Annotated in this window: 23 protein-coding genes and 1 pseudogene; 10 read left to right on the forward strand and 14 right to left on the reverse strand. The window is 35.4% G+C overall.

Going from position 1 to position 23,481, the window contains the following annotated elements:
• The 4 genes and pseudogenes from ACIQ0D_RS03935 to panC all read right to left on the reverse strand — a co-directional run.
• Positions 1-296, reverse strand: a pseudogene (locus ACIQ0D_RS03935) (TlpA family protein disulfide reductase); the annotation flags it as partial.
• A gap of 16 nt (positions 297-312) precedes the next feature.
• Entirely contained in the window at positions 313-1,452 is a 1,140-nt protein-coding gene (locus ACIQ0D_RS03940; protein WP_395803260.1) for an acyl-CoA dehydrogenase, read from the reverse strand.
• A 131-nt stretch (positions 1,453-1,583) separates the two neighbouring features.
• A complete protein-coding gene (gene rfaE2 / locus ACIQ0D_RS03945; protein WP_395803261.1) occupies positions 1,584-2,078 on the reverse strand; it encodes a D-glycero-beta-D-manno-heptose 1-phosphate adenylyltransferase in 495 nt (164 codons plus the stop codon).
• Between the two features lie 71 nt (positions 2,079-2,149).
• On the reverse strand, positions 2,150-2,992 hold the full coding sequence (panC, locus tag ACIQ0D_RS03950) for a pantoate--beta-alanine ligase (RefSeq protein WP_395803262.1): 843 nt from the start codon (positions 2,990-2,992) through the stop codon (positions 2,150-2,152).
• Between the two features lie 146 nt (positions 2,993-3,138).
• Between panC and ACIQ0D_RS03955 the strand changes: the two genes are divergently transcribed.
• The 8 genes from ACIQ0D_RS03955 to ACIQ0D_RS03990 all read left to right on the forward strand — a co-directional run bounded on the left by ACIQ0D_RS03955 (position 3,139) and on the right by ACIQ0D_RS03990 (position 13,474).
• On the forward strand, positions 3,139-3,966 hold the full coding sequence (locus tag ACIQ0D_RS03955; protein ID WP_395803263.1) for a glycogen/starch synthase: 828 nt from the start codon (positions 3,139-3,141) through the stop codon (positions 3,964-3,966).
• 85 nt (positions 3,967-4,051) lie between these two features.
• Positions 4,052-5,434 (forward strand): DUF4270 domain-containing protein, encoded by a 1,383-nt coding sequence (locus tag ACIQ0D_RS03960; RefSeq protein WP_395803264.1) that lies wholly within the window; start codon positions 4,052-4,054, stop codon positions 5,432-5,434.
• A gap of 512 nt (positions 5,435-5,946) precedes the next feature.
• Complete coding sequence (locus ACIQ0D_RS03965) at positions 5,947-6,891, forward strand: hypothetical protein (protein ID WP_395803265.1); 945 nt, start codon at positions 5,947-5,949, stop codon at positions 6,889-6,891.
• Between the two features lie 18 nt (positions 6,892-6,909).
• Positions 6,910-9,780, forward strand: coding sequence for an outer membrane beta-barrel protein (locus tag ACIQ0D_RS03970; RefSeq protein ID WP_395803266.1), 2,871 nt, complete (start codon positions 6,910-6,912; stop codon positions 9,778-9,780).
• A 606-nt stretch (positions 9,781-10,386) separates the two neighbouring features.
• A complete protein-coding gene (locus ACIQ0D_RS03975) occupies positions 10,387-10,752 on the forward strand; it encodes a BlaI/MecI/CopY family transcriptional regulator (protein WP_395803267.1) in 366 nt (121 codons plus the stop codon).
• Positions 10,749-12,407: a M56 family metallopeptidase gene (locus ACIQ0D_RS03980; RefSeq protein WP_395803268.1), complete on the forward strand. Its 1,659-nt coding sequence runs from the start codon at positions 10,749-10,751 to the stop codon at positions 12,405-12,407. The genes ACIQ0D_RS03975 and ACIQ0D_RS03980 overlap by 4 nt, the downstream gene beginning before the upstream one ends.
• A 146-nt stretch (positions 12,408-12,553) precedes the next feature.
• Complete coding sequence (gene panD, locus ACIQ0D_RS03985) at positions 12,554-12,907, forward strand: aspartate 1-decarboxylase (RefSeq protein ID WP_395803269.1); 354 nt, start codon at positions 12,554-12,556, stop codon at positions 12,905-12,907.
• A gap of 63 nt (positions 12,908-12,970) precedes the next feature.
• Complete coding sequence (locus ACIQ0D_RS03990) at positions 12,971-13,474, forward strand: hypothetical protein (RefSeq protein WP_395803270.1); 504 nt, start codon at positions 12,971-12,973, stop codon at positions 13,472-13,474.
• Between the two features lies 1 nt (position 13,475).
• Here the strand turns inward: ACIQ0D_RS03990 and rluF are convergent, their stop codons facing one another.
• Both rluF and ACIQ0D_RS04000 read right to left on the reverse strand, forming a co-directional pair.
• On the reverse strand, positions 13,476-14,219 hold the full coding sequence (gene rluF / locus ACIQ0D_RS03995; protein WP_395803271.1) for a 23S rRNA pseudouridine(2604) synthase RluF: 744 nt from the start codon (positions 14,217-14,219) through the stop codon (positions 13,476-13,478).
• Positions 14,220-14,282: 63 nt separating this feature from the next.
• Complete coding sequence (locus ACIQ0D_RS04000) at positions 14,283-16,619, reverse strand: zinc-dependent metalloprotease (RefSeq protein WP_395803272.1); 2,337 nt, start codon at positions 16,617-16,619, stop codon at positions 14,283-14,285.
• Between the two features lie 254 nt (positions 16,620-16,873).
• Between ACIQ0D_RS04000 and ACIQ0D_RS04005 the strand changes: the two genes are divergently transcribed.
• Positions 16,874-17,812, forward strand: coding sequence for a LysR substrate-binding domain-containing protein (locus tag ACIQ0D_RS04005; protein ID WP_395803273.1), 939 nt, complete (start codon positions 16,874-16,876; stop codon positions 17,810-17,812).
• A 1-nt stretch (position 17,813) separates the two neighbouring features.
• Here the strand turns inward: ACIQ0D_RS04005 and ACIQ0D_RS04010 are convergent, their stop codons facing one another.
• The 4 genes from ACIQ0D_RS04010 to ACIQ0D_RS04025 form a co-directional block, all read right to left on the reverse strand.
• The gene (locus ACIQ0D_RS04010; RefSeq protein ID WP_395803274.1) at positions 17,814-17,981 is read right to left on the reverse strand and encodes a hypothetical protein; all 168 of its coding nucleotides are present in this window, start codon (positions 17,979-17,981) and stop codon (positions 17,814-17,816) included.
• Positions 17,982-18,047: 66 nt separating this feature from the next.
• Positions 18,048-18,656 carry a superoxide dismutase gene (locus ACIQ0D_RS04015; protein WP_395803275.1) on the reverse strand — a complete coding sequence of 203 codons (609 nt, stop codon included), beginning with the start codon at positions 18,654-18,656 and terminating at the stop codon, positions 18,048-18,050.
• 76 nt (positions 18,657-18,732) lie between these two features.
• Positions 18,733-19,209 (reverse strand): nucleoside deaminase, encoded by a 477-nt coding sequence (locus ACIQ0D_RS04020; RefSeq protein WP_395803276.1) that lies wholly within the window; start codon positions 19,207-19,209, stop codon positions 18,733-18,735.
• Between the two features lie 4 nt (positions 19,210-19,213).
• Positions 19,214-19,549, reverse strand: coding sequence for a tRNA-binding protein (locus tag ACIQ0D_RS04025; protein WP_395803277.1), 336 nt, complete (start codon positions 19,547-19,549; stop codon positions 19,214-19,216).
• 84 nt (positions 19,550-19,633) lie between these two features.
• Here ACIQ0D_RS04025 and ACIQ0D_RS04030 point away from each other — a divergent pair, with 84 nt between their 5' ends.
• Positions 19,634-20,821: a class I SAM-dependent rRNA methyltransferase gene (locus ACIQ0D_RS04030; protein ID WP_395803278.1), complete on the forward strand. Its 1,188-nt coding sequence runs from the start codon at positions 19,634-19,636 to the stop codon at positions 20,819-20,821.
• An 8-nt stretch (positions 20,822-20,829) separates the two neighbouring features.
• On the opposite strand, the gene ACIQ0D_RS04035 is transcribed toward ACIQ0D_RS04030, so the two are convergent.
• The 4 genes from ACIQ0D_RS04035 to ACIQ0D_RS04050 are packed head-to-tail and all read right to left on the reverse strand — an operon-like array spanning position 20,830 to position 23,413.
• A complete protein-coding gene (locus ACIQ0D_RS04035) occupies positions 20,830-21,606 on the reverse strand; it encodes a TerC family protein (RefSeq protein WP_395803279.1) in 777 nt (258 codons plus the stop codon).
• Between the two features lie 58 nt (positions 21,607-21,664).
• Positions 21,665-22,207, reverse strand: coding sequence for an AAA family ATPase (locus ACIQ0D_RS04040; RefSeq protein WP_395803280.1), 543 nt, complete (start codon positions 22,205-22,207; stop codon positions 21,665-21,667).
• Between the two features lie 2 nt (positions 22,208-22,209).
• Positions 22,210-22,836: a nicotinamide riboside transporter PnuC gene (gene pnuC, locus ACIQ0D_RS04045; RefSeq protein WP_395803281.1), complete on the reverse strand. Its 627-nt coding sequence runs from the start codon at positions 22,834-22,836 to the stop codon at positions 22,210-22,212.
• A gap of 46 nt (positions 22,837-22,882) precedes the next feature.
• Positions 22,883-23,413, reverse strand: coding sequence for a hypothetical protein (locus ACIQ0D_RS04050; protein WP_395803282.1), 531 nt, complete (start codon positions 23,411-23,413; stop codon positions 22,883-22,885).
• Between the last annotated feature and the right edge of the window lie 68 nt (positions 23,414-23,481).

Consider the following 23,481-nt stretch of genomic DNA (forward strand, 5'->3'; position numbering starts at 1 on the left):
TTATTTTTGAGAACTGCTCTTATTTCTGAATCAAATAAAGGCATTTGGATAATGAGAGAATCGGCCATTGCCGAAATCTGATTAACTCTAAAGCGCTCCTTTCCATTGATAATATCAAGAAATTTTTGATCTGCTGAGTCGATTACCTCAAAATTAAAGGGGATTTCAGCGCCAGAGCTAGTCTTGAGCGTTGCGCGCCAAATCCCTTCATCAAATCCATTATCTGGAGTGTTGGAACAAGAGGAGAACAAGCTCAATAGAGCGACGAAGAGGGTGATATTTAAAACATATTTCATAGTTAAATTTAAGATATTATTTCAAGATCTCACGTGCAATTACGATTCGTTGAATTTCGGAAGTCCCCTCATAAATTTGAGTGATTTTAGCATCACGCATCAGGCGCTCCACATGAAATTCTTTAACAAAGCCATAACCTCCATGAATTTGAACGGCTTCTACCGTAGTTTTCATGGCCACTTCAGAAGCAAAAAGCTTAGCCATTGAGCTTGCCTGAGCATAGGGAAGACCTTGATCTTTTAGCCAAGCAGCCTTTAAACACAGCATTCGAGCCGCTTCAATTTCTGTAGCCATATCAGCAAGCTTAAATTGAGTAGCTTGATGATCAGAAATTGGTTTACCAAAGGCTTTACGTTCTTTTGAATAAGCCAATGCCAGTTCATAAGCACCTGAAGCGATACCAAGCGCTTGAGCAGCAATACCAATGCGACCGCCATCAAGAGTTTTCATAGCAAAAGTGAAGCCAAAACCTTCTTCACCAATTCTATTTTCTTTCGGGATTTTTACATCGGTAAACATTAGTGAATGTGTATCAGAGCCACGAATACCAAGTTTATTTTCTTTCGGGCCGATGGTAAAGCCTTCCATGCCCTTCTCTACAATTAGAGCATTGATACCCTTATGCCTCAAAGCAGAATTTGTTTGAGCAATTACAAGATAGGTGGAAGCATTACCACCATTTGTGATCCAATTTTTAGTACCATTTAATAGGTAATGATCGCCCATGTCAACAGCAGTTGTATGCTGTGAGGTAGCATCAGAGCCTGCTTCGGGTTCAGAAAGACAAAATGCTCCGATTTTTTCACCGGCAGCAAGTGGCTTTAAATATTTTTCTTTTTGTTGTTCATTACCATACTTTTCCAGACCGAAACAAACTAAGGAATTATTTACTGAAACAACAACCGATGCAGATGCATCTATCTTAGAAAGTTCCTCCATCGCTAACACATAAGAAATGGTATCCATTCCGGCGCCATTATATTTAGGGTCAACCATCATACCAAGAAAGCCCAACTCTCCTAGTTTTTTAATCTGTTCATGAGGAAATATTTGATGTTCATCTCTCTCAATCACGCCAGCTTTTAACTCACTATTAGCAAAATCTCTAGCAGCCTGTTGTATCATCAGGTGCTCTTCGGACAGTTCAAAATACATAAATAGGATAAAATTAGTTAGTTGATCAAAAATAGCATTTTGGACTCAAAAAATATTTCTGTGCTACAATTAATGCTTAATTATGACAATAAGATTGTTCAATTCTAAAAATTAATTAGTTGAGCTACATTTTAGGGTGTAGATTTAATCTTTTTTTCGATGGCTGAGGTTGAATAACCCGTCAGATATTCGATTGTTTTAACATCGCCGCCATATTGTAAAACAAGATCTGATCCAACAATCTGATCAATGGTATAATCTGCACCCTTCACTAAAACATCAGGTTTAATCCATTCAATTAATTGGATGGGTGTTGGCTCATCAAAAATAATAACTGCATCCACAAAAGAAAGGGAAGCAAGCATGATGGAGCGAGAATACTGATCAATGATTGGTCGAGAAGGGCCTTTTAATGCAGATGTTGACGCATCTGAATTAAGTCCGATGATTAATTTATCAGCCATATCTGCCGCTTTCGAAAGGTAGTCGATATGCCCTAGATGCAATAAATCAAAACAACCATTTGTAAAGACAATTTTCTTTTCTAGGAGCCTCCAAATATTAAGATTTGCGCTAAGTTCGTTGGCTTGAAAGATTTTCCCTTTAATTATTTCTAGTTTAGTCATTATTGATCTTTTCAGTATAAGATATAAAACAAAATTAAGCTTTATGGACTATTAATTATATCAATATTCCCTTATTTCTCAATAATCATATTATCAATAATACGAATAGAGCCCACTTTAGCAGCTACAAGAGCAATTATACTACCAGGACGCTTAGATGTAGCAGATTCAAATGATTTAGCATTAAAAATTTCAAAATACTCCATTTCAATTCCTGGTGCAGATTTTAAAAATGAAGTTATTTCAGTTTTTAGCTGACTGATGCTTTTGCTTTTATATAAATCTCTGAATTTGGATAAGGCATGAAATAAAGCCAATGAGTTTTGGCGGTCTTGGGGAGATAGATAAATATTTCTAGAGCTCATTGCCAAACCATCTTTTTCTCTAACAATTGGACAAAGCACCAGTATTACTTTTATCCGTAGTTTTTTAACCATGTAAGAAATAACCATGAACTGCTGATAATCTTTTTGTCCGAAGAAGGCAAAATCTGGCTTTATGATATCAAATAACTTTTTAACTATTTGCGTAACCCCCTGATAATGACCAGGTCTGATTTTTCCTTCTAGAATATTATCCAAATTATCGAGTTCCATCGACCATTTATCGGAGCTATTATACATTTCCTCTACTTCAGGAATAAAAAGTAGATCGCATTTAATACTTTCCAGTTTCTTGATATCATCTTCAACTGGGCGTGGATAATTTTCTAGATCCTTCTTATCATTAAACTGGGTAGGGTTCACAAAAATACTGCAAACAATGATATCAGCTTTTTGTTGAGCTTGTTCAATCAAAGATAGATGTCCGGCATGCAATGCACCCATGGTTGGCACAAAACCAATAGTTTTACCTTGAGATCTCAATTCATCCAAATAAGTGTGAAGGGCCTGCTTGCGGTTAAAAATTTTCAAAATATATTTAATTTAATTGCCCTCAAAAATGGTTAATTACTTAAAGAGAACCAAAAGGATTTGCGTAATTCATTGATAATTCATAAGATAATGCTTATCTTTGCTATTCTAAAATTTTTCATAACACCTAATTAACCAAATCGGAGATGGCAAAAACCAAGATTCTTTTTATTACGCATGAGATGTCGCCTTTCCTAGAATTAACCAAAATTTCTGAGATTACCCGTCAGCTTCCACAAGCTATGCAGGACAAAGGATTCGAAATCCGCATTTTAATGCCTCGCTTTGGAAATATCAATGAACGTCGTAACAGACTTCATGAAGTTATTCGTTTATCGGGTATGAACATTATTATCAATGATAATGATAATCCTCTGATAATCAAGGTTGCTTCAATCCCTTCTGCACGTATGCAAGTTTATTTCCTCGACAATGAGGAATATTTCCAAAGAAAGCATGTATTTGCAGACAACAGTAACAAATTCTATGAAGATAATGACGAACGTACCATTTTCTTCTGTAAAGGAGCTCTTGAAACTGTTAAAAAATTAGGCTGGTCGCCGGAAATAGTTCATTGCCATGGATGGATGAGCTCATTAGTTCCTGCTTACCTAAAAACTATTTATAAAGACGATCCAACTTTTAAAAATTCAAAGGTGGTTTATTCTGTTTACGACGATCATTTCCAGGATTCATTGCATGCCGACTTTGCAAAAAAAGCAATCATGAGCGGAATGACAGCAGAGCATACCGAAGTTTACTCAAAAGCAACTAATACAGCTCTTAATTTGGGTGCTATTTCGTATTCAGATGCTGTGGTATACGCCAGCGAAAATATTAATGAAGAAGTGTTAAAGTTTGTTAAAAAAGGCAATAAACCGACTTTACAGTTCAATTCTACTTCAGATTACGAAAATTATTACAACCTTTACGAAGAAATAGTAAGCGAAGAACTTATTTCCTTAGTTGATTAATAATTAAGGTTCGGCTATCTATTTTAAATAGCAAAAAAGGCAATAGCAAAATAGAGTCAATAGGCTTTTTAAAAAATTAATACAGATGAAATTATTCAAATTAGACTTATTAACGTTGTTGATAAGTCTTTTTATTTTAAGTAGTTGTCAGGAAACGGAGTCTATCGGACTCGACGTTGATTCAGCAACAGAAATCAAGGGAAGTTTAATAGACACCATAACAATTAATGCAAGCACAGTAGTTGAAGATTCAATCATTACTAATTCATTGGAACAATATCCTTTAGGATACTTAAATGATCCGATAATGGGTAAAACTTCTGCTAGTATTGGAATGTCGTTAACGCTTGATCCTCCGGGACTTAGTTTCGGGACTAGCCCAGTATTAGATTCAGCCGTATTGGTTTTATTTTATGGTAGAGAATTCCATGGTGATAGTACTTCTAAATTTCAAATTGAAGTACGTCAATTAGCTAATGCACTAAATGAATCAACTATTCATTATAATACTAAATCGATTGGAAGTAATAGCCAAGTTCTTGGAAGTAAATTCTCAAATTTTAATTTGAAGGATAGTGTTAAAGTAAATGAATTAGTAAAGGGTAAACCAGATGTTCAAAGATCAAAGGCGCCTCATCTTCGAATTCAACTAGATAAAAACTTCATTAGTAATAATTTATTAATAGCAAACACAACTACCCTATCAAGTAATGTTGAATTAAATAAAGCATTAAAGGGACTTTATCTTTCAGTAACTAATTCCCAAACTACTGGTAAAGGTGGTATAGCATTTTTTAATCTAACAGACTCAAGCAGGCTAGAGGTTTATTATAAAAGCCAAAATGGTACTGCAACAGATACTACTCTTCAAAAGTTCCCGATTAAGAATAATTTATCACCTGTAGTTGCAAATTTTAAGCATGACTACACTGGTACTGCTATCCAAACACAATTGAATAATCCGAATACTAAATTTGATAATACCTTTGTTCAAGGATTGGCGGGATTACGTACTAAACTAAACTTTCCTCATTTAGACAAGCTGAAAAATTTGGGAAATATAACTATCAATAAAGCTGAATTAGTTGTTACTGTTGTTGGCGGTACAGATCAAATTAAACCAGCGCAAAGATTATTGTTGTATCAAACGGATATTGCCAAACAAAGGCAATTGGTGCAAGACTTCGCGACTAACCCTGCTTTTTCATTAACTGACCTTGATTTTGGTGGATTTTACGATAGTAGTAACAAACGCTATAAATTTGTAATTACTACCTATATTCAAGATATGCTTAGAGGTAGAACAAAGCAATATGACACTTATATTGCGCCAGTGGCAATCAATTACAACCGCCAAAGTGGTCCGCTACCTTCTGGAGCAACAGCCACCAGCGCTGTTATTGGCAGCGGTAAACCTGGTGTGAGCTATAAAATGAAGCTTAATATTATTTATAGTAAAGTTAATTAAGATTTAATTCTAGAATAAAATCATTAAAATGCACCTCCTGGGTGCATTTTCTGTTTTAAAACAATCCATTTTTCTATTTGATTAAAAAATATTTTCATAAAAATTTGTCTAACTAAAAAATTAGTCATAATATTGACTAATAATTTAGTTAGAATGAAAAAACATAAACAAACAGAAGAGGAAATCATGTAGGTATTATGGTCGCTGGAAGAGGGCGGTTAAATAAGGAAAAAATCTAAGCTTATCTGTCTGTTTAAAATAGATAAGCCCATAGCAAAAGCTTATTGTCATAAAGTATTTACTGAATTTAAATAAAATTAACTAATCTTTAAACCATTTATAGTTAAGTTTGTCTAAATAACCAGTGTACTAGAATTATTCCAAAACTATAAACCTTTTATCAAAAATTTTTCAGACTAATAAATGATCTGTTATTGTTTTGTATGTATCAGAAGTATTTGAACTGAATTTTTATAAAGTCAAAAAAATATACACTATTAAAATCGAATAAAATGAGAGCCAACATTTTAAAATTTGCGAAAATCGCCTTAAACACTTTTTGTTTAATTGCAACATCATTAACTGTATCACAAGCTCAAAAATTAAGTGATGTACAAGACGTTAGCGTTTGGGCATCTGGTGTGAAAGTTGATGGAAAGCATAATGAGTGGGAAAACAAATTTAAAGCAACGAATAAAAGTACAAACCTGACATATACCCTTGCTAACGATGCGAAAAACTTATACTTAGCGATTCAATCGAAAGATTTAACCAATAATAATAAGATTATGTTGGGTGGCATTACCTTAACGGTCAATCCATCAGGTAAAAAAAGTGATAAGGAAAGCTTCAAAGTTATTTATCCGGTTATAAACAGGCAACGCGGCCCTGGTGGTGGAGCAAATCGTCCTGTTACAATATCGAGTTCATCAGCTGGAAGTAGTGCTACTACAGTAGTTAGAGGAATGCCGGGTGGTGCTGGTGGTTTTGGCCGCTTTCAAGATATGAGTCCGGCACAAAGAGACTCATTACAAAGAGCCACAGCCAGAACACAATTAGCGAGCGCCAAGGAAATTAAAGTTTTTGGCTTTAAGGATATTCCTGACAGCTTAATTTCTATTTATAATGAATACAGTATTAAAACACTTGCTTCTATTAGTGATGAAAGCGTTTTTATGTATGAACTTTCCATTCCGCTGGAATTATTAGAAATGTCGGCTGATAATCCTAAAGAGTTCTCCTACAACATTAAGCTTAATGGATTGCAAATCAATTTTGGCGGTTTTTCCGGCGGAGGCAGACCCGGTGGTGGTGGTGGTGAAGGAGCTCCAATGGTACGAGTTGAAGTCGCAGGTGGTGGCGGCGGAATGGGAGGCGGAATGGGAGGTTTTAACTTCCAAGATTTAATCACTCCGACAGATTTTTGGGGTAAATATATTTTAACTAAAGAAAACTAGAATTTCCTATCAAAAATTATGAATTTAATAACTAGATCGGCGTATCTGTTGCGCAAAAAATACGCTAAAATTGCTCTTTTAACATTGATTTTTAGCCTTACAATTGCTCAGCTTTTTGCGCAATCTACACCAAGACCTCCAGCAACATCGTCCCAACCTATTCCGCTGAGACAAGTATCGGGTGTGGTTAAAGATTCGCTAGATCAAACCGTTATTGGTGCAACCGTAACTTTGACTTCTACTGCCGACACACTTAAAACATCAACCAACGAGGATGGGATTTTTATTTTTAAAAATGTCAAATCCTGGGTTTTCAAAGTTCAGGTGACCTCTTTGGGCCATGTTAGCAAGGTTATTTCTGGTAAATACAATGATGCTACCGCCCGAATTACTTTAGACCCTATCATCTTAAAAAATGATGAGAAAGTATTAAGTGAAGTTATTGTTGATGGTACGCCATCGATTGTATATAAAACGGATACGGTAGAGTACCGAGCAAGTGATTATGTGGTAAGAAAAGGGGCTACTGTTGATGAGTTATTGCAAAAAATGGAAGGTGTTCAAGTGGGTAATGACGGTTCGGTGACTGTAAATGGAACATCTGTGGCAAGAGCACGATTAAATGGTAAAGATATTTATGGTGGCGATGTAGCAACAGCAGTTCAGAATTTACCTGCAGAAATTGTAGATAAAGTTCAGATGGTGGATGATTATGGAAATACTGCTGCCAGAACTGGGGTTAAGGATGGTGATCCAACCAAGGTGTTGAATATCACTACTAGGCAAGATAAATCTGTTGGTAATATGGCAAGGTTGAATGCAGGTCTTGGAACCCTCGATCAATATGAAGGTAGTGCCAACTTAACACGTATTAATAAGAATCAAACCATTACAGTCAATACAACTTTACTCAAAACTCCAAACGGAATTGCAGGTCAAAATGCCAGTATTGGCCGATTGGGTGGAGCATCTAACCAGGGTGGAAGAAGTGGTGTAGGCCTTGGTGGCGGTGGTGGAAGTGCAACAGGAGGTAACAACTTAAGAACCTCACCAGCATTTACATACCGAGATAAATTTGGTAAAAAGATAGATTTTTTAGCTAATTATAATTTTAGTTACACCGATAATACTACTCAAACCATTAGCAGATCTCAAGCAATAAGTACTTTGGGGTCAACTGATTCTAACCGAGATGCTAATATTGAATCCAATAATAAAACACATACCATTGGTTTTGAAATAGAATATGCCATTGATAGTGCCAATTATATTCAGTTTTCTCCTAACCTGAATTTTGTCAATTCAACAAGTTTTAACAGGTCTACAAACTTTCAAAAAGGCTTGATCAATCAGGATCAAATTAATAATAATAACAATAGCAGTACTCGTCCAAACATTGGCGGAACAATTGCTTACCAACATATTTTTAAAACTCCTTCAAGGACTTTCTCTGCTGAAGCTACCATTAGGCAGCAGCAAAATAACAATGCGGATGAACAATTAAATCTTTTCAATTACAGAGATGTTAATCAATTGTTCTTAGGCGATTCTATTCTTAATCGCCTAATTGATGTAAACAACCTTCAAAACAGTACCCGTGGTAGTTTAACCTACACAGAACCTTTGGGGAAATTATCTCGATTAGAATTTAATACGAATTTAGAAAATAGAGACTATAATAATAGTCGCCTAACCAGTGATATTGAGGCTAATGGAAATTTATCCCTCTTGGATACTTTCAGCAATGTGTTTAACTACTCCTTCACTCAATACCGAAACTCTATTAATTACAAATATGGTAATAATAGCAGTCTGTTTAATTTCTCTTTAGGTGTAACCAGTATTAATACTTCTTTAGTAGGAAGCAGTACTAGTGTTGCGTCTCGGATTGATAGACAAAATTTTAGAATTATACCCATTGCTCGTGTTCAATTAAGACTTTCGAGTACGCACAGAGTTTCATTAAACTATAGTGGCAGAGCTATTGAGCCCTTGTTTAACCAAATTCAACCTGTAAAAGACGTTTCAAATCCACAAAATGCCATTGTGGGTAATCCAGATTTGAAAGCTGCATTTGCACACAGTGTAAATGCTCAGTATAGCAATTACATTGCTAATTCAAGAATTAACTATGAATTAAGACTAAACTCCTCGTTTACAGAAGACCAGGTAGTCAATAATGTTGTTGAGATTAGAGATCCTGCAGCTTTTGGTATATTTAAAAATGAAACACGATTTGTAAACTTACAAGGAAATAACAGCACTATTGGCGACTATTCTATTTCTAAGCAGTTAAGCGATAGAAGGTATAACCTTAGGTTTTTTGGGAATATCATCAACTCAAACCGTGCTTCTATGAGTAATAACCAAATCAACAGCTCAAAAACTTGGGGTTTTAAGCAGAGTTTTGGTCCGCGAATGAATCCTAAGCCTTGGTTTGATATAAATCCATTCGTTTCATATGATTATAATAAGATAGATTTTTCTTTAGCTCGTTCTAGGGATATTGTCCAAAAAATCTGGGCACTGAGTGTAGATGGGAATATTTATTTTGCCAAGAAATACCAATTTGGTTATGCAATAAGCAAAAATTATGTGAGTGGTATTAGCAACAATGTAACGAACAATCCTTTTATTATTAACACTATGCTGCAAGTGCGCGTGTTTAAAAATAAAGGTTCTTTGCAGTTAAGAGCCTATGATTTGTTGAACCAAAACAATTTTATCAACAGAACACAAAATGATTTAGGATTTACAGAGACTTTAACCAACCCTAACAGCCGTTATGTTATGCTAAACTTGAGCATGAATTTACAAAAATGGACTGGCGCCGTAGGAAATAATAACAGACCTCTGATTAGAAGAGGTGATGGAAGTTTTATGAACTAAACATCTGCAATATTTTTTTAGGCACAAAATGCTTAAATAAGAATACCATTTAACCTGTTTCGATATAAGGAAGGTTAACAGACCAGCTTATAATTATTCAGATATTTTCTGGAGTCAATTTTTTGATTTTAAAAATAATACCTGAGTTTTATAAGCTGGTTCAGCAGATTAATGAATCTGCTAGTAATGAAATCAATAGAAATATAATTTTGTAAATCAGGATTGGGATAAGCGTAATTGATGTTCAATTGCGGTATTCTGATCTAAGTTTTTTTCTAATTCTCAACCGGGAAGGTAAATCGTCACCAAGAATACTGGAGGAAGATTTTAAAGAAAAAAACAATCAGAAGGCTTCTTGCTTGCTGTTAGGCTTTGGAAAAGGGCGCGAATAAATTATTAAAGAAAAAATCCAATTGTATACCAGGCAAATGAGTTAATTGATAAAGCGAGGGTCTTGCGCTATATTAAAAAACCTCATTATTGTAGCGTAAAAATCACTATCCTTCCTATTCTTCAACCGCTTTTCTATACGATCATAAAATTATTTTCAAAAAAATTTGTCTAACTAAAAAATTAGTCATAATATTGACTATAAATTTAGTTAAAATGAAAAAACTCACACAAGCAGAAGAGCAAATCATGCAGGTATTATGGTCGCTAAAAGAGGGCGGCTATGTAAAAGATATTCTGGAATTGCTTGAAGAACCCAAGCCACATAATAATACGGTAGCTACGCTACTTAAGATTTTGGTAGAGAAGGGTTTCGTGGGGATTAAGAATCCCAATCGCAATAATTTGTATTATCCAATAGTGTCTAAATCATCCTATTCAAAACAGAGTATCGAAGGTTTAACGGAACGCTATTTTGAGGGATCCTACTCCAACGTGGTATCTTTTTTAGTAGATAAAAAGCAAATGTCGATAGAAGATTTAGAACTCTTATTGAAGGAACTAAAAAACAAAAAGCAATGAGTAGCGAAGTAATTTTAATCTATGTATTAAAATCGACTGTTATAACAGCGATTTTATACGCCTATTATCGCTTAGCCTTGAGCGATAATAAATTCCATTATTATAACCGCTTTTACCTATTGGGGAGCTTGATTTTAAGTCTGACGATACCCTTTTTAGACTTACACTGGTTCACCTTTGAACGACCGGTAACCGAAAGCACAAATTTGGAACTCATTCAGTTAATTACAGAACCGAGTAATCGAATCATTGAGCAGCAATTTGCTTGGATTGATGGATTATTAATAGGTGCAGGAATCATTGCATTTATATTTCTTGCGATGTTATTCATTAGCATTTGGAAGATTTTTAACATCAAAAGAAAGTCCCCGATTAGATATCTTGACGGAATAGATTTTATTGAAACAGAGGCAGATAATGCACCATTTTCATTCCTAAACAATCTTTTCTGGAAAAAAACAATGTCTTTAGAAGATGATAAAGGTCAAAAAATATTCAAGCATGAGCTAACCCACATTAAGCAAAAACACTCCTGGGATCGTCTCTTTTGTCAAGTATTAAGCTCAATTTTCTGGATTAATCCTTTTAATTGGATTATTCAAAAAGAACTAGAAACCATACATGAGTTTATTGCAGATGAGGAAGCGATTGGGAACCAAAATACCGAAGCATTTGCAAAATTATTATTAGAAACACATTACGGGACACATTTTTTAAACCCCATACATCCATTTAATTATTCATCCATTAAACGCAGATTAGCCATGTTAACGAAAACAAAGAAAACCCAATACACCTATTTAAGAAAAGTAATGGCATTGCCATTAATCTTATTAGCCTTAACCATTTTTTCTATTAAGGTAAATGCAGTAGACAGAATTCAAAATCTTGAAAATAAGATTGAAAAAGTATTATTAGAAAGTCAGCCAGATACCATTAAAGAAAAAGCTTCAGGAGAGAAAAAAGCAATAATTCTTGAGAAGGTAAATGCTGATAAAGGAAAAGAAGTAAAGAAAATTGTAATTATCGATGGAAAGACCACTATTTCAGACCTGAAACCAGAGGACATTGAGAGCATTAGATTAATTAGAAAAGACGGAATTACACTGGAAAGAGAAGCTAAAGACTTGAAAGAAGTAGTGGTAAAGGGATATAGATTAGAAATAGAGGATAAAAAATCGAGGGAAAAAGTGATAAAGGACCTTGGAATACAAGGTTTACCATTCAAAACAGAAGACGATAGAAATAATGACATCATGATTATTACTACAAAATCGGAGAATGGTGAGAATAAAAAAATCTTTCTGGTGGATCCAAGCGATAAAAGTGAAAGCAAAAAACTCTACATCATTAATCCAAGTGATGTTATTGAAATAGAAAAATTAGAGGAAAAAGCAAACTATTTAAAGGGAGAAAAGCTGTCACAATCAGAAGATAAAGCAGAAAAGCCTGAAATTAAGTTATCAGGGTCAAATAAAGATATCAATGATGCGGTTTACATGATTGATGGTAAGATAGTAGATGGTAGTGCCTTCAAAAATTTGAATCCTTCTAATATTCAATCGGTGTCTGTCCTTAAGGGAGAAAATGCAGAAAAAAAATACGGAAACTTAAAAGGTAAGGGAGTTATTGAAATAATTACAAAGAAAAAATAATTTTTTATAGTTCACGCGAGATGAGCCTCGGTTTTTAAAAAATTCCGGGGTTTTTTCATTTTTAAGTACATACTGTAAAAACAAGACAAAAAAGCAAGGAAAATCATAAAATATTATCAATTCAATACAAATGATTAAATTGCGCCATGCAAATTCATATACTAAAATCAAAAATACACCGGGTAAAGGTAACTGATGCAGATCTAAATTATATTGGTAGTATTACCATAGATGAAGATTTAATGGATGCCGCAAATTTGCTTCACGGTGAAAAAGTACAAATTGTAAACAATAATAATGGCGAGCGCTTTGAAACATATACCATTCCTGGTAAGCGAGGAAGTGGAGAAATTGTTTTAAATGGAGCGGCTGCAAGAAGAGTAATGCGTGGTGATGTGATCATTATCATTGCCTATGCCATAATGGATTCAGAAGAGGCTAAAACCTTTAAGCCTACCGTTGTTTTCCCTGATGAAAACACTAATTTATTGAAAAAATAAAGCTTCAAATTGTAAATTAAATTACAATAATCAATTCTTAAATTAGAATATAAAAAATAGAACATGATACAGAGAATTCCATATGTAATTGCCATTTTAACACTCATTGGCGGTGTATTTATTTCCATTATTTTCGGTGCAAACGAAGATTATTTTAAGGATAAGATCAATGAGGGATTAAAAAAGAACGAAAAAGTAAACCAGATTCAAGATCCAGTTGAAAAAGAAGCTGTTTTAAAAACTGAGGCAGATAAAAATTGGCGTTATTATCAGCGATTTCACTTCCATGCTACTGGAATTGGTGCCATGATTATGGGCGTACTTTTATTTATTTCTTTTTTATCGGCACCTGAAAAAATTAAGAATATTACGTCTTATTTAGTTTCCTTCGGAGGCTTTTTATACCCCTTTGTATGGCTATTCGCCGCAATTTACGGTCCAGAAATGGGTCGTACTGAGGCTAAAGAAGCATTTGCCGTATTTGGCTATATGGGTGGAGTATTCTTATTGGGCTTGTTTTTAAGTCTTTATATGGCCTTAAAATACCGCCTTAAAGAAATGAAATAATCTAAATCTCGGGCTCTACGTGAGTTTTAGAGGAACTCGAAATCAAACGATTAATTTCATCCATTTCATTATCACTTAGGTATCTCCATTTCCCAATGGGGATATCTAATTTTATATTCATTATCCTTACTCTTTTTAGTTTAGTTACCTTATAATCAAGGTATTCGCACATCCTTCTAATCTGGCGATTGAGTCCTTGTGTTAAGATAATCCGAAACCTATTTTTATCAATTTGCTCTACTTCGCACTCACGCGTAATGGTATCTAAAATAGGAACCCCGCTCCTCATCTTCTTTAAAAAATCGTTGGTGATTGGTCGGTTAACACTAACTAAATATTCCTTTTCGTGATTATTTCGGGCACGCAGAATCTTATTCACAATATCACCATCACTGGTTAATAAAATAAGTCCCTCGCTCGGTTTATCCAATCTCCCAATAGGGAAAATACGCTTAGGATATTTAATATAATCAATAATATTGTCTTTTTCAACTTTGGTATCTGTGGTACAGACAATCCCAATTGGCTTATTAAAAGCGATATATACGGGTTTTTCTTCTGGCTTCGAGACTAGCCTTCCATCTACTTTAACAACATCACCTGCCACGATTTTAGTCCCCATTTCAGGCACAAGACCATTGATGGTCACGCGATTTTCAAGAATCAATTTATCGGCTGCCCGGCGTGAGCAAAAGCCAATTTCACTTAAATATTTATTAATTCTTGTTGTTTCCTCAGTACTCATTTATCCAGGTAATCAATCCCACAAAAATCGAAAATATTAAGCAAATACAACTATTTACAAGAATTAAATTTCATCCATCATGCAACCAATCGGAGCTCCTGGAGGCGCCACTTGATGAAGCGTAGGCTTTGCCTTTTCAGGATTTTTCATTCGATCAAGACTAAGCAAGAAATAAGACTTTTCGTTTGCATCCATTGTAAGCTTCATTTGTTCTGATGCATAGCTTTTTAAAGCATCCAATACTTGAAGGATTTGCGCTTTAGTAGCGAAGGATGCCTCCTCATTGACTGAAGCAGCCAATAGATAGGTTAATAATAATTGCTCATTCTGCTTTTGAATTAGTCCCTCCATACCTTTTAACCTGCTTGCTTTCCAAGTTTTATCGATCAAATAATTAATCATTTCATCAATACCCAAACCATTATTAGCTACTTGAAATTGAACCATTCTATTTAAGCGCTTCGCATTAAAAATAAAAGATAGGGGCATATCAGCAGCAGTTTCGGCGGCGGCTAAGGGATCAAAGAGCAATCCCGTTCTACGATTGAATAGCTCTCTGGTATAGTCAAAGCCGGCAGGGCGTGGAGGAATTAGCTTTACAATGCTTTCCGGGATGACTAAAGCTTGAGGTTCCATGCAAGCCGTCAAAGCTTTTAAAGCCTCTAGCTGCTCGCTTTTTGAAAGTGCTAGCGTAGTAATTTGTCCATCGCCTTTAACCGCATAAGAATAATTCATGCCACCAATTACTTTCGAAACCGCTTCCACTTGGTAGCGATGGAAAAGGTAAATGGGCACCAAAACATCCTCCAGCATGGCCATTGGCGTGCCTTTAGGGATACTATTTAGTCCAAAATTAGATAGAGCAACAGAGCGAACCTTCATCACTTTTTCCAATTCCTTTACAGGATTATTGCCATTATCCCATAAATGGGCAGTGGGGTGAAGTCCCGCTGGATCACGAGCATCACGATCAGAAATAAAAGTTAAACCTGATTTTGCCGCATCAACAAGAATTTTATTTAAAGCCTTTTCTTCATCAGTCCCTTCAGGGAATTGTGTATAGCCATACTGAATACTCACTTTATCCCAATCTCCAATTTCGTTGGTGTATGCATCCGATAAATCGATTTCATTCTTCCCATTTAAAGTCACCATTGGAGGTGGATAATCCATCACACTCGCACGATTTTGCGCACTTGAAATATAATTATGCATTAAGCCAATGGTATGGCCAATTTCATGAGCCGATAATTGTTTTAGTCGCTGGAGCGCCATTTTAAGCATTTTATCATCTTTGGGAAGGGCATCATTTTCAAAAGGAGCAAGTAAACCTTGAGCGATTAAATAATCCTGACGCACACGCAAGGATCCGAGACTAACATTTCCCTTAATTATTTCGCCGGTACGTGGATCAACAACTGCAGCGCCATAACTCCAACCGCGGGTTGAACGGTGCACCCAGTGAATCATATTATATCTTAAATCCATGGGATCAGCATCTTCAGGTAAGATCTTAACTTGAAAAGCATTGATAAAACCCGCCGCTTCAAAAGCTTGATTCCACCAGCTAGCACCCTCCATCAAAGCAGATCTTATCGGCTCAGGAGTGCCATTATCAAGGTAATAAATGATCGGTTTGATAGCTTCACTCTTTGCAGCGCTAGGGTCTTTCTTCTCCAAACGGTGACGAAGAATCATGTTTTTTTGGATGGGCTCATTTACGGGACTGCTATAATCGAAATAAGAATTAGTGATGTAAGGAGAACGGGCATCATAAGTTCTAGTTTGAAAATTATTATCGGGCAATTGAGCAAAAGTATGGTGTACTCTGAGAGTAATTGCTTCAGAAGAAGGAGTTACAGAATTTACGAAACCACCAGTTTGGCCATCCGAATTGGAAAAAGTAAGTGTGGCCTCAAACTCTGTATTAAGCGGAAAGTTTTTAGTCCGAGGCTGGTACATTGCCGAACGACTAGCATCCAAATTATAAGAACCTTGTTTCAAAGCTCTCAATTTGTTTGAAACTTTTAACACATCTCTAATTATAAAATCAGTAGCATCAACAAGCACTGAGCCGGAGCCTTCAGCTGCAATAACAAAACCCCAAAGAGTAGATTGAGCGAAAGATTGTTCAACGGCACGTTTTTCGGCTAGGTCACTACTTAATGCGCGATAAGAATAATTGGGCTCAATCATAAGCACTTTATTCCCTACGCGGTTAAACTTAACCACTGAAGTAGTTCCCATTACCCCACGATCTAAGCCTACATCATTTGAACCCAACCCTGCCGGAAGAGAAGTTTGATATAAAATTTCCTGATCAAGTTTATCAATTTGTAACCAAACTTTACCTGTACTTTCATCCCAATAATAATTTAGAAAGCCGCTAAAGGGCTTCATGTTTTTGGTTTTTTCGGAGATGGAAACAATTGATTGGGCGAAAGAAAATGTGCATGTTAAGAAGAACAATGACATTAAAATCGAAATTTTCCTAAATTGAAGGGATGAGAAAAGCATTTTCATTTCAAATTTATTTATGTTTAAACCTATTAATAATTATTTAATAAACCATCTAAATTCAATCTACATTATTTAAAACATTAATTATAGATATTATCAATATTATTTATATTTACATAGTTAAAATCTATATCATGACTTTAGTCCAGCTCGAATACATTGTTGCCCTTGATACCTACCGTAGTTTTGGCATTGCCGCAGAGAAGTGTTTTGTAACACAGCCCACCATGAGTATGCAGGTACAAAAATTGGAGGAGGAGCTTGGAATTAAACTTTTCGACAGGAGTAAGCAGCCCATTACCCCTACAGATATTGGCATTGAAGTGATAGAGCAAGCACGAATTATTTTAAAAGAGAGTTATAAGCTTAAGGAGTTAATTAACAATCAAAAGAGCGTAGTTTCTGGAGAGTTAAGAATAGGAATTATCCCTACGCTGGCACCCTACTTAATGCCTCAAATAATTTCTGCATTCATGAAGAAATATCCAGATGTGCAGCTAGTTATTTGGGAATACATGACCGATCAGATTGTAAGTGAGCTAAAAAACGGCTTATTAGACTGCGGTATTCTTTCTACGCCATTGGAAGATAAAAGCCTGCAAGAGAGCCCATTATTTTATGAGTCATTTGTAGCCTACCTTTCCAAATCGAGTCCGCTAACAAGCAAAAAAACGCTACAAGCATCCGACATAAATTTGGATGATTTATGGTTGTTAAATGAGGGTCATTGTATGCGAAACCAGATTTTAAATATCTGTAATAGAAAGAAATCGACTGAGGTACGGGCCTTTGAATACAATACTGATAGCGTTGAAACACTCAAGAAAATGGTAGAAATGAATAAAGGAATTACCCTATTACCTGAGCTTTCTGTTAGTGATTTTTCGGTTAAGCAGCTCGATCGAATTCGTTATTTTAAATCGCCACAGCCTACCCGAGAAATAAGTATTGTAACCCACCGAAACTTCTTAAAACGAAGGCTGATTATGGCACTAGAAAAGGAAATTTTAGATGCAATACCTAAACGTATGAGGAATAAAAATAAAAAGGAAGTTTTAGAGATTTATTCCTGATTTATTTCTTGCGCATAATTTTTGACAGAAGCCAAATAACAAAGACAATAAGCACCAAAACAATAAATATTCCGGTATAGGCACCTGCTTTGAAAATACTTCCAATAATTTCACAGGAGGATAGCAAACTAATGGTGCTAAATGCGAGTAACCAAGATAATTTTCTCATAACGTTAAATAAAAAAAGTGATGTACTATATAATACATCACTTTTCCAATAAAGTTTTAAAGAAAATTATTTTGCTTGTGCGAAGAGCTTAGAAACTGCATCCCAGTTAACTACATTCATAAATGCACCAACATAATCAGCACGTTTATTTTGATATTTTAAGTAGTAAGCATGCTCCCAAACGTCCATTCCTAAGATTGGAGTACCTTTTACTTCAGCGATATCCATCAATGGATTATCTTGATTCGGAGTTGAGCTAACTTGTAATTTACCATCAGCAGCTACAGAAAGCCATGACCATCCAGATCCGAAACGAGTCATACCTGCTTCAGCAAACTTCTTTTTAAATTCATCAAAAGAACCGAAAGCCGCATCAATTGCCTTAGCTAATTCGCCACTTGGAGCACCACCGCCATTTGGCGACATGGTAGACCAATAAAGCGTATGATTGAAATGACCACCACCATTATTTCTAACAGCCATTGGATATTTTGAAATATTTTTAATGATATCTTCAATGCTCTTTTTTTCGCCCTCTGTACCAGCAAGAGCCTTATTTAGATTATCTACATAAGCTTGGTGATGTTTACCATGGTGAATTTCCATAGTCATTTTATCAATATGCGGTTCTAATGCATCAGTTGCGTAAGCTAACGCGGGTAGTTCAAAAGCCATAATTTTATATTTAAGGTTAATACTTTTTTCTTTAACAAATATAAGATTGAAATGTTATAAATTTTTCAATTTGATGTCAAGATTTATCGCGCTTCGAAGCAAAGAAATCTTTCATTAAATTTGCCGCCTCTTCGGCACGTACACCAAATAACACCTCTGTTTTGGGATGCATAATCTTTTCAGAGATATGCGAATAACCCCTTTTTGCATCAGTGGCGCCATACACTATCCGACTTATTTGGGTCCAGTAAGATGCCCCAGCGCACATCACACAAGGCTCAATGGTTACGTAAAGTGTACAATCTTTCAAATATTTACCTCCCGTATAATTTGCTGCTGCTGTAAAAGCTTGCATTTCTGCATGAGCCGTTACATCTGTCAGTTGTTCAGTTAAATTATGTCCTCTACCAATAATTCTTCCTCCATGAACAATCACTGCACCAATTGGGACTTCATCAAGAGCGAGAGCCTTTTGAGCTTCTTTGAGAGCCTCCTTCATGAAAAAATCATCGGGATTTATAAGAGGTTCATCTGTAAAACTGATATATTTCATAAAACTAGAGTAAAGATGAACCATTTGGAACTTTACGTTCAACAGCAGCTAAAACAATATCGCCATGTTGATCCGCAAAACCTGTTACCAAAAATTCGGAGATAAAATTAGCAATCTGTTTGTTAGGAAAATTTATAACCCCAATAATCTGCTTTCCAATCAACTCTTCTTTTGAATAATGCTTGGTTATTTGGGCGCTACTCCATTTTTGTCCAAACTCTCCAAAATCTACCTTAACTTTAAAAGCAGGTTTTCGAGCTTCCGGAAAATCAAGAACTTCCAGAATGGTACCCACTTTTAGCGCAACTTTCTCAAAATCAGACCAGGTAATTTCTTCCATGTACAAAGTTAGCAGGAATTGTGAAATATATTCAAGCTACATGGTTTTACAACATCATTGGAACATAAATTGTAGATTTGCGCCATGCATTCAGTAAAATTAAAAAAAGGTAAAGAAAAAGCGGTCAGACAAATGCACCCTTGGGTGTTTTCGGGCGCAATTGATCAAATAAAGGGAAAACCTGAAAATGGGGATATTGTGATGGTCAACGACAGTAATAACGCTTTTCTTGCCTATGGCTTTTTTAATGATAAATCTAGAGTGGCGGTTCGCTTACTAGAATGGAATGAAGACACAGCACTAGACGAAAATTGGTGGAGAAAAAAGATTAGAACTGCCGTAAAACATAGAGAAGATTTAAATACAAAAGACACCAATACCTATCGTTTAATTTTTAGTGAGGCAGATTTCCTTCCGGGATTAATTGTTGATCGTTATGCCGATTTTTTATCTGTGCAGATTCTTACTTCAGGTATAGAAGGTATAAAAGCAGTCATTTTAGATGAGTTGCAACAATTATTGAAACCTAAAGGGATATTTGATAGAAGTGATGCCTCAGCACGTGCACATGAGGGCATGGAAGCATCATCTGGGGGTATTTTATTGGGTGCAGAGCCACCTCAATTTGTGACCGTAAAGGAGAATGGGATTTCCTATCAAGTAAATATTGCAGAGGGGCAAAAATCGGGATTTTATTGTGATCAGCGTGATAATAGAAAATGGGTTGCAGAATACTCCAAGGGCAAAAAAGTATTGGATTGTTTCTCTTATTCTGGCGGATTTAGTCTGAATGCATTTAAAAAAGGTGCTGCTGAAGTGATTAGTGTAGATAGCTCAGCCTTGGCATTAGAAACTTTAAAAAGAAATATTGAGAATAATAAATTTACGGACATCCCCCACCGTTTGATCCAATCTGATGTAAATAAACAGTTGCGAACATTTAGAGATGAGGATGAAAAATTTGATATCATTATTCTTGATCCACCAAAATATGCGCCATCGAGATCGGCTTTAACGAAAGCATCAAGGGCATACAAAGACTTGAATAGAATGGCGATGTTATTATTAAATGAAGGGGGACTCTTAGCCACCTATTCCTGTTCGGGTGCGGTTGACATCAGTATGTTTAAACAAATTATTGCTTGGGCAGCTTTAGATGCAGGAAAAGAAGTGCAATTTATTCAGCAATTTTCACAAGCGGCAGACCATCCGGTAAGGTCATCCTTCCCTGAGGGAGAATATCTTAAGGGTCTGCTCTGCCGCGTGATGTAGATTAGAATCTATTTTTCTTCAGGTACATTATGCAATTGAACTGCCTTTTTGCCTTTGTTCATTTTTAGATTTAGCATTTCTACTAAAACTGAGAAAGCCATTGCAAAATAGATGTATCCTTTAGGAATATGCTGATCGAAACCTTCCGCTAAAAGTGAAACTCCAATCAATAAGAGAAAGGATAAAGCCAACATCTTCACTGTGGGATGTTTATTAACAAATTCACTGATAGCACCCGCGGAAAGCATCATTACTACTACAGCTATAATTACGGCAGTAATCATCACCTCAATATGATCCGCCATTCCTACAGCCGTAATTACGGAGTCGAGAGAAAATACAATATCAAGAATTAAAATTTGTAAAATCACTCCAGAGAAAGTCACAACTGCCTTTGTATCAGAATGATGTTCAGAACCTTCTAGTTTATCATGAATCTCGCTTGTGCTTTTATAAATTAAAAATAAACCTCCAATAATCAGAATTAAATCTCGACCAGAAACAGCAAACTGTTTAAGTAATTCATTATCAGTCGAATCAATCCATTCTGCCATATTAAACAGGGGACTAGTTAATGTCATAATCCATGATAAAGACAAAAGCAATAGAACTCTGGTGATCATGGCTAATGCTAAACCAACCTGACGTGCTTTTTTCTGCTTGCTAGCTGGCAGTTTTGATGCCATAATGGAAATAAATATGATATTATCTATTCCGAGTACGATTTCTAGAACTGTTAATGTGATTAATGATATCCAGATTTCAGGGTTTGCTAACCATTCCATAATTTAATTTTTTGTAAAAATAGGTTAAAAGAAATTGATGGTAAAAACAATAAATAAACTATTTATTCATCATAAATGTATCAATACATTGAATTGCGTTATTCAATCTCAATTCATCAGAACCTGAGATCAGCCTATAATTCGCCTTTAAAGATTTGAGTTCAGAGTGCCAAACACCTAAGAAATGTTCGCGCAAATCAGGGAAATCCCGCAAAGGATCTTCCTCCCATGGAAGATCAATATCCATCAATAAATATAAATCGTAGGGATGATGAGGTAATTTATCGAGTACTTCCTGCGGCGAACTTCCAAAAATATGATCGCTCCAAATTTTAACTGTGATGATGGTTGTATCACAAATCAGGATGTTATTGGCCTTTACTGCGAGTTCGGCTTCTAATTCAAGCTGACCTCTAAACATATTAATTTCATCTTTCCAGGTACAGGGTGAGGTTAATTTAGCACAATAATTACGTGCAAATTCAGGCACCCAAATGGTTTGATAGTGATTTGCCAGCTGTTCCGAAATTGTTGATTTTCCGGTAGATTCAGGTCCCACAATCGCTATTTTAATTAAGCTCGATTCTATATTATTATTCATATTTATAAAGGCCGAGCATTATCCGACAGTTTGGATTGATTATAGTCCTTTTTCCAATTAATAAAGCCCATTGCAGCGATAAAAATGTATAAAGCATACATTCCTGCGGTTAAATGTAGGTCCTTCATTAAATAAACCCCAACATAAATGATATCTACAAAAATCCAAATCAACCAATTTTCAATAATTTTTCGGGCAAGGAAGAATTGTGCGATAAGGCTACAAGCAGTACAAAAGCTATCGATATATGGAAATGAGGCATCAGTACTTTTGAAAAGAAAAGTACCAAGTAAAAATGTGAAAAGAATGATGCTTAAAATTGATAAAATAATGATTTTTTTTGAGGCCTGAATAATTGGAGTCTTGATTTGAGTATGTGAGTTTTTGCCCCAGAAATACCAGCCATAAATATTCGTGAACAAAAAATATACTTGCAATCCTGCATCAGCATATAGTTTTTCTTCAAAAAATATATGCGTATAAATTAAGACACTAATTATAGCGAGGGGCCAGCTCCAAATATTATTTTTAGCGGCAAGGTAAACACATAATATACCTGAAATCACGCCAGATACCTCAAGCAGACTTTGACTCTTCAGCCAGTCGGTAACAGTGAGAATAAAATTCATCGGGGTAAAGATAAAGCACAAAAAATTAAATTTGGCGAATAATGCCTTATTTTACCTTATTTGAAGCTACACTTAATGCTAAGCTAGCCTTCAAATTTATTTCAGAAGAAATTGAATTACGTAGTACATACTCCATTCTGATACGTACGGTAGAACCTTTTATAAATTCATCAACTAATGCTGTATTATCGGCGTCGAGCATGATACTGTTCCCAACATTAGAAGGAATCTCATTTCTTGAAGCAATTAACAATTCCTTGCTGCTATCTCCACGAGAGATATAAATTTTAATTGATTTAAAAATACCTATACTTTGTCCCAAAGGTGCATTTGCATCAATCTTCACTGATGCTATACGTACGTCTTTAATGGCCTTAGTATTTGAGCCATAACCTGTAATTATCTGGTCTAAGGTACTCGCCTGACTTCTAACAGACAAAAGCGTATCAATTTTATCCGTTTTCGGGATTATTAAGCTAGCTGTATAGGGAAATGTTGAACGTATAACAGATTGAACTGCTGAGCAAGCACTAAAAAAGGTGACTAAAACTATAAATCCTAAAACTAATTTTTTCATGATAAATGTGTTTAAAAATATGCATCAACTGAGATGAAAAATCAAATTTTGTAGAATATTGAAAAATT

The organism is Daejeonella sp. (assembly GCF_044342615.1).
Lineage (GTDB): Bacteria > Bacteroidota > Bacteroidia > Sphingobacteriales > Sphingobacteriaceae > Daejeonella.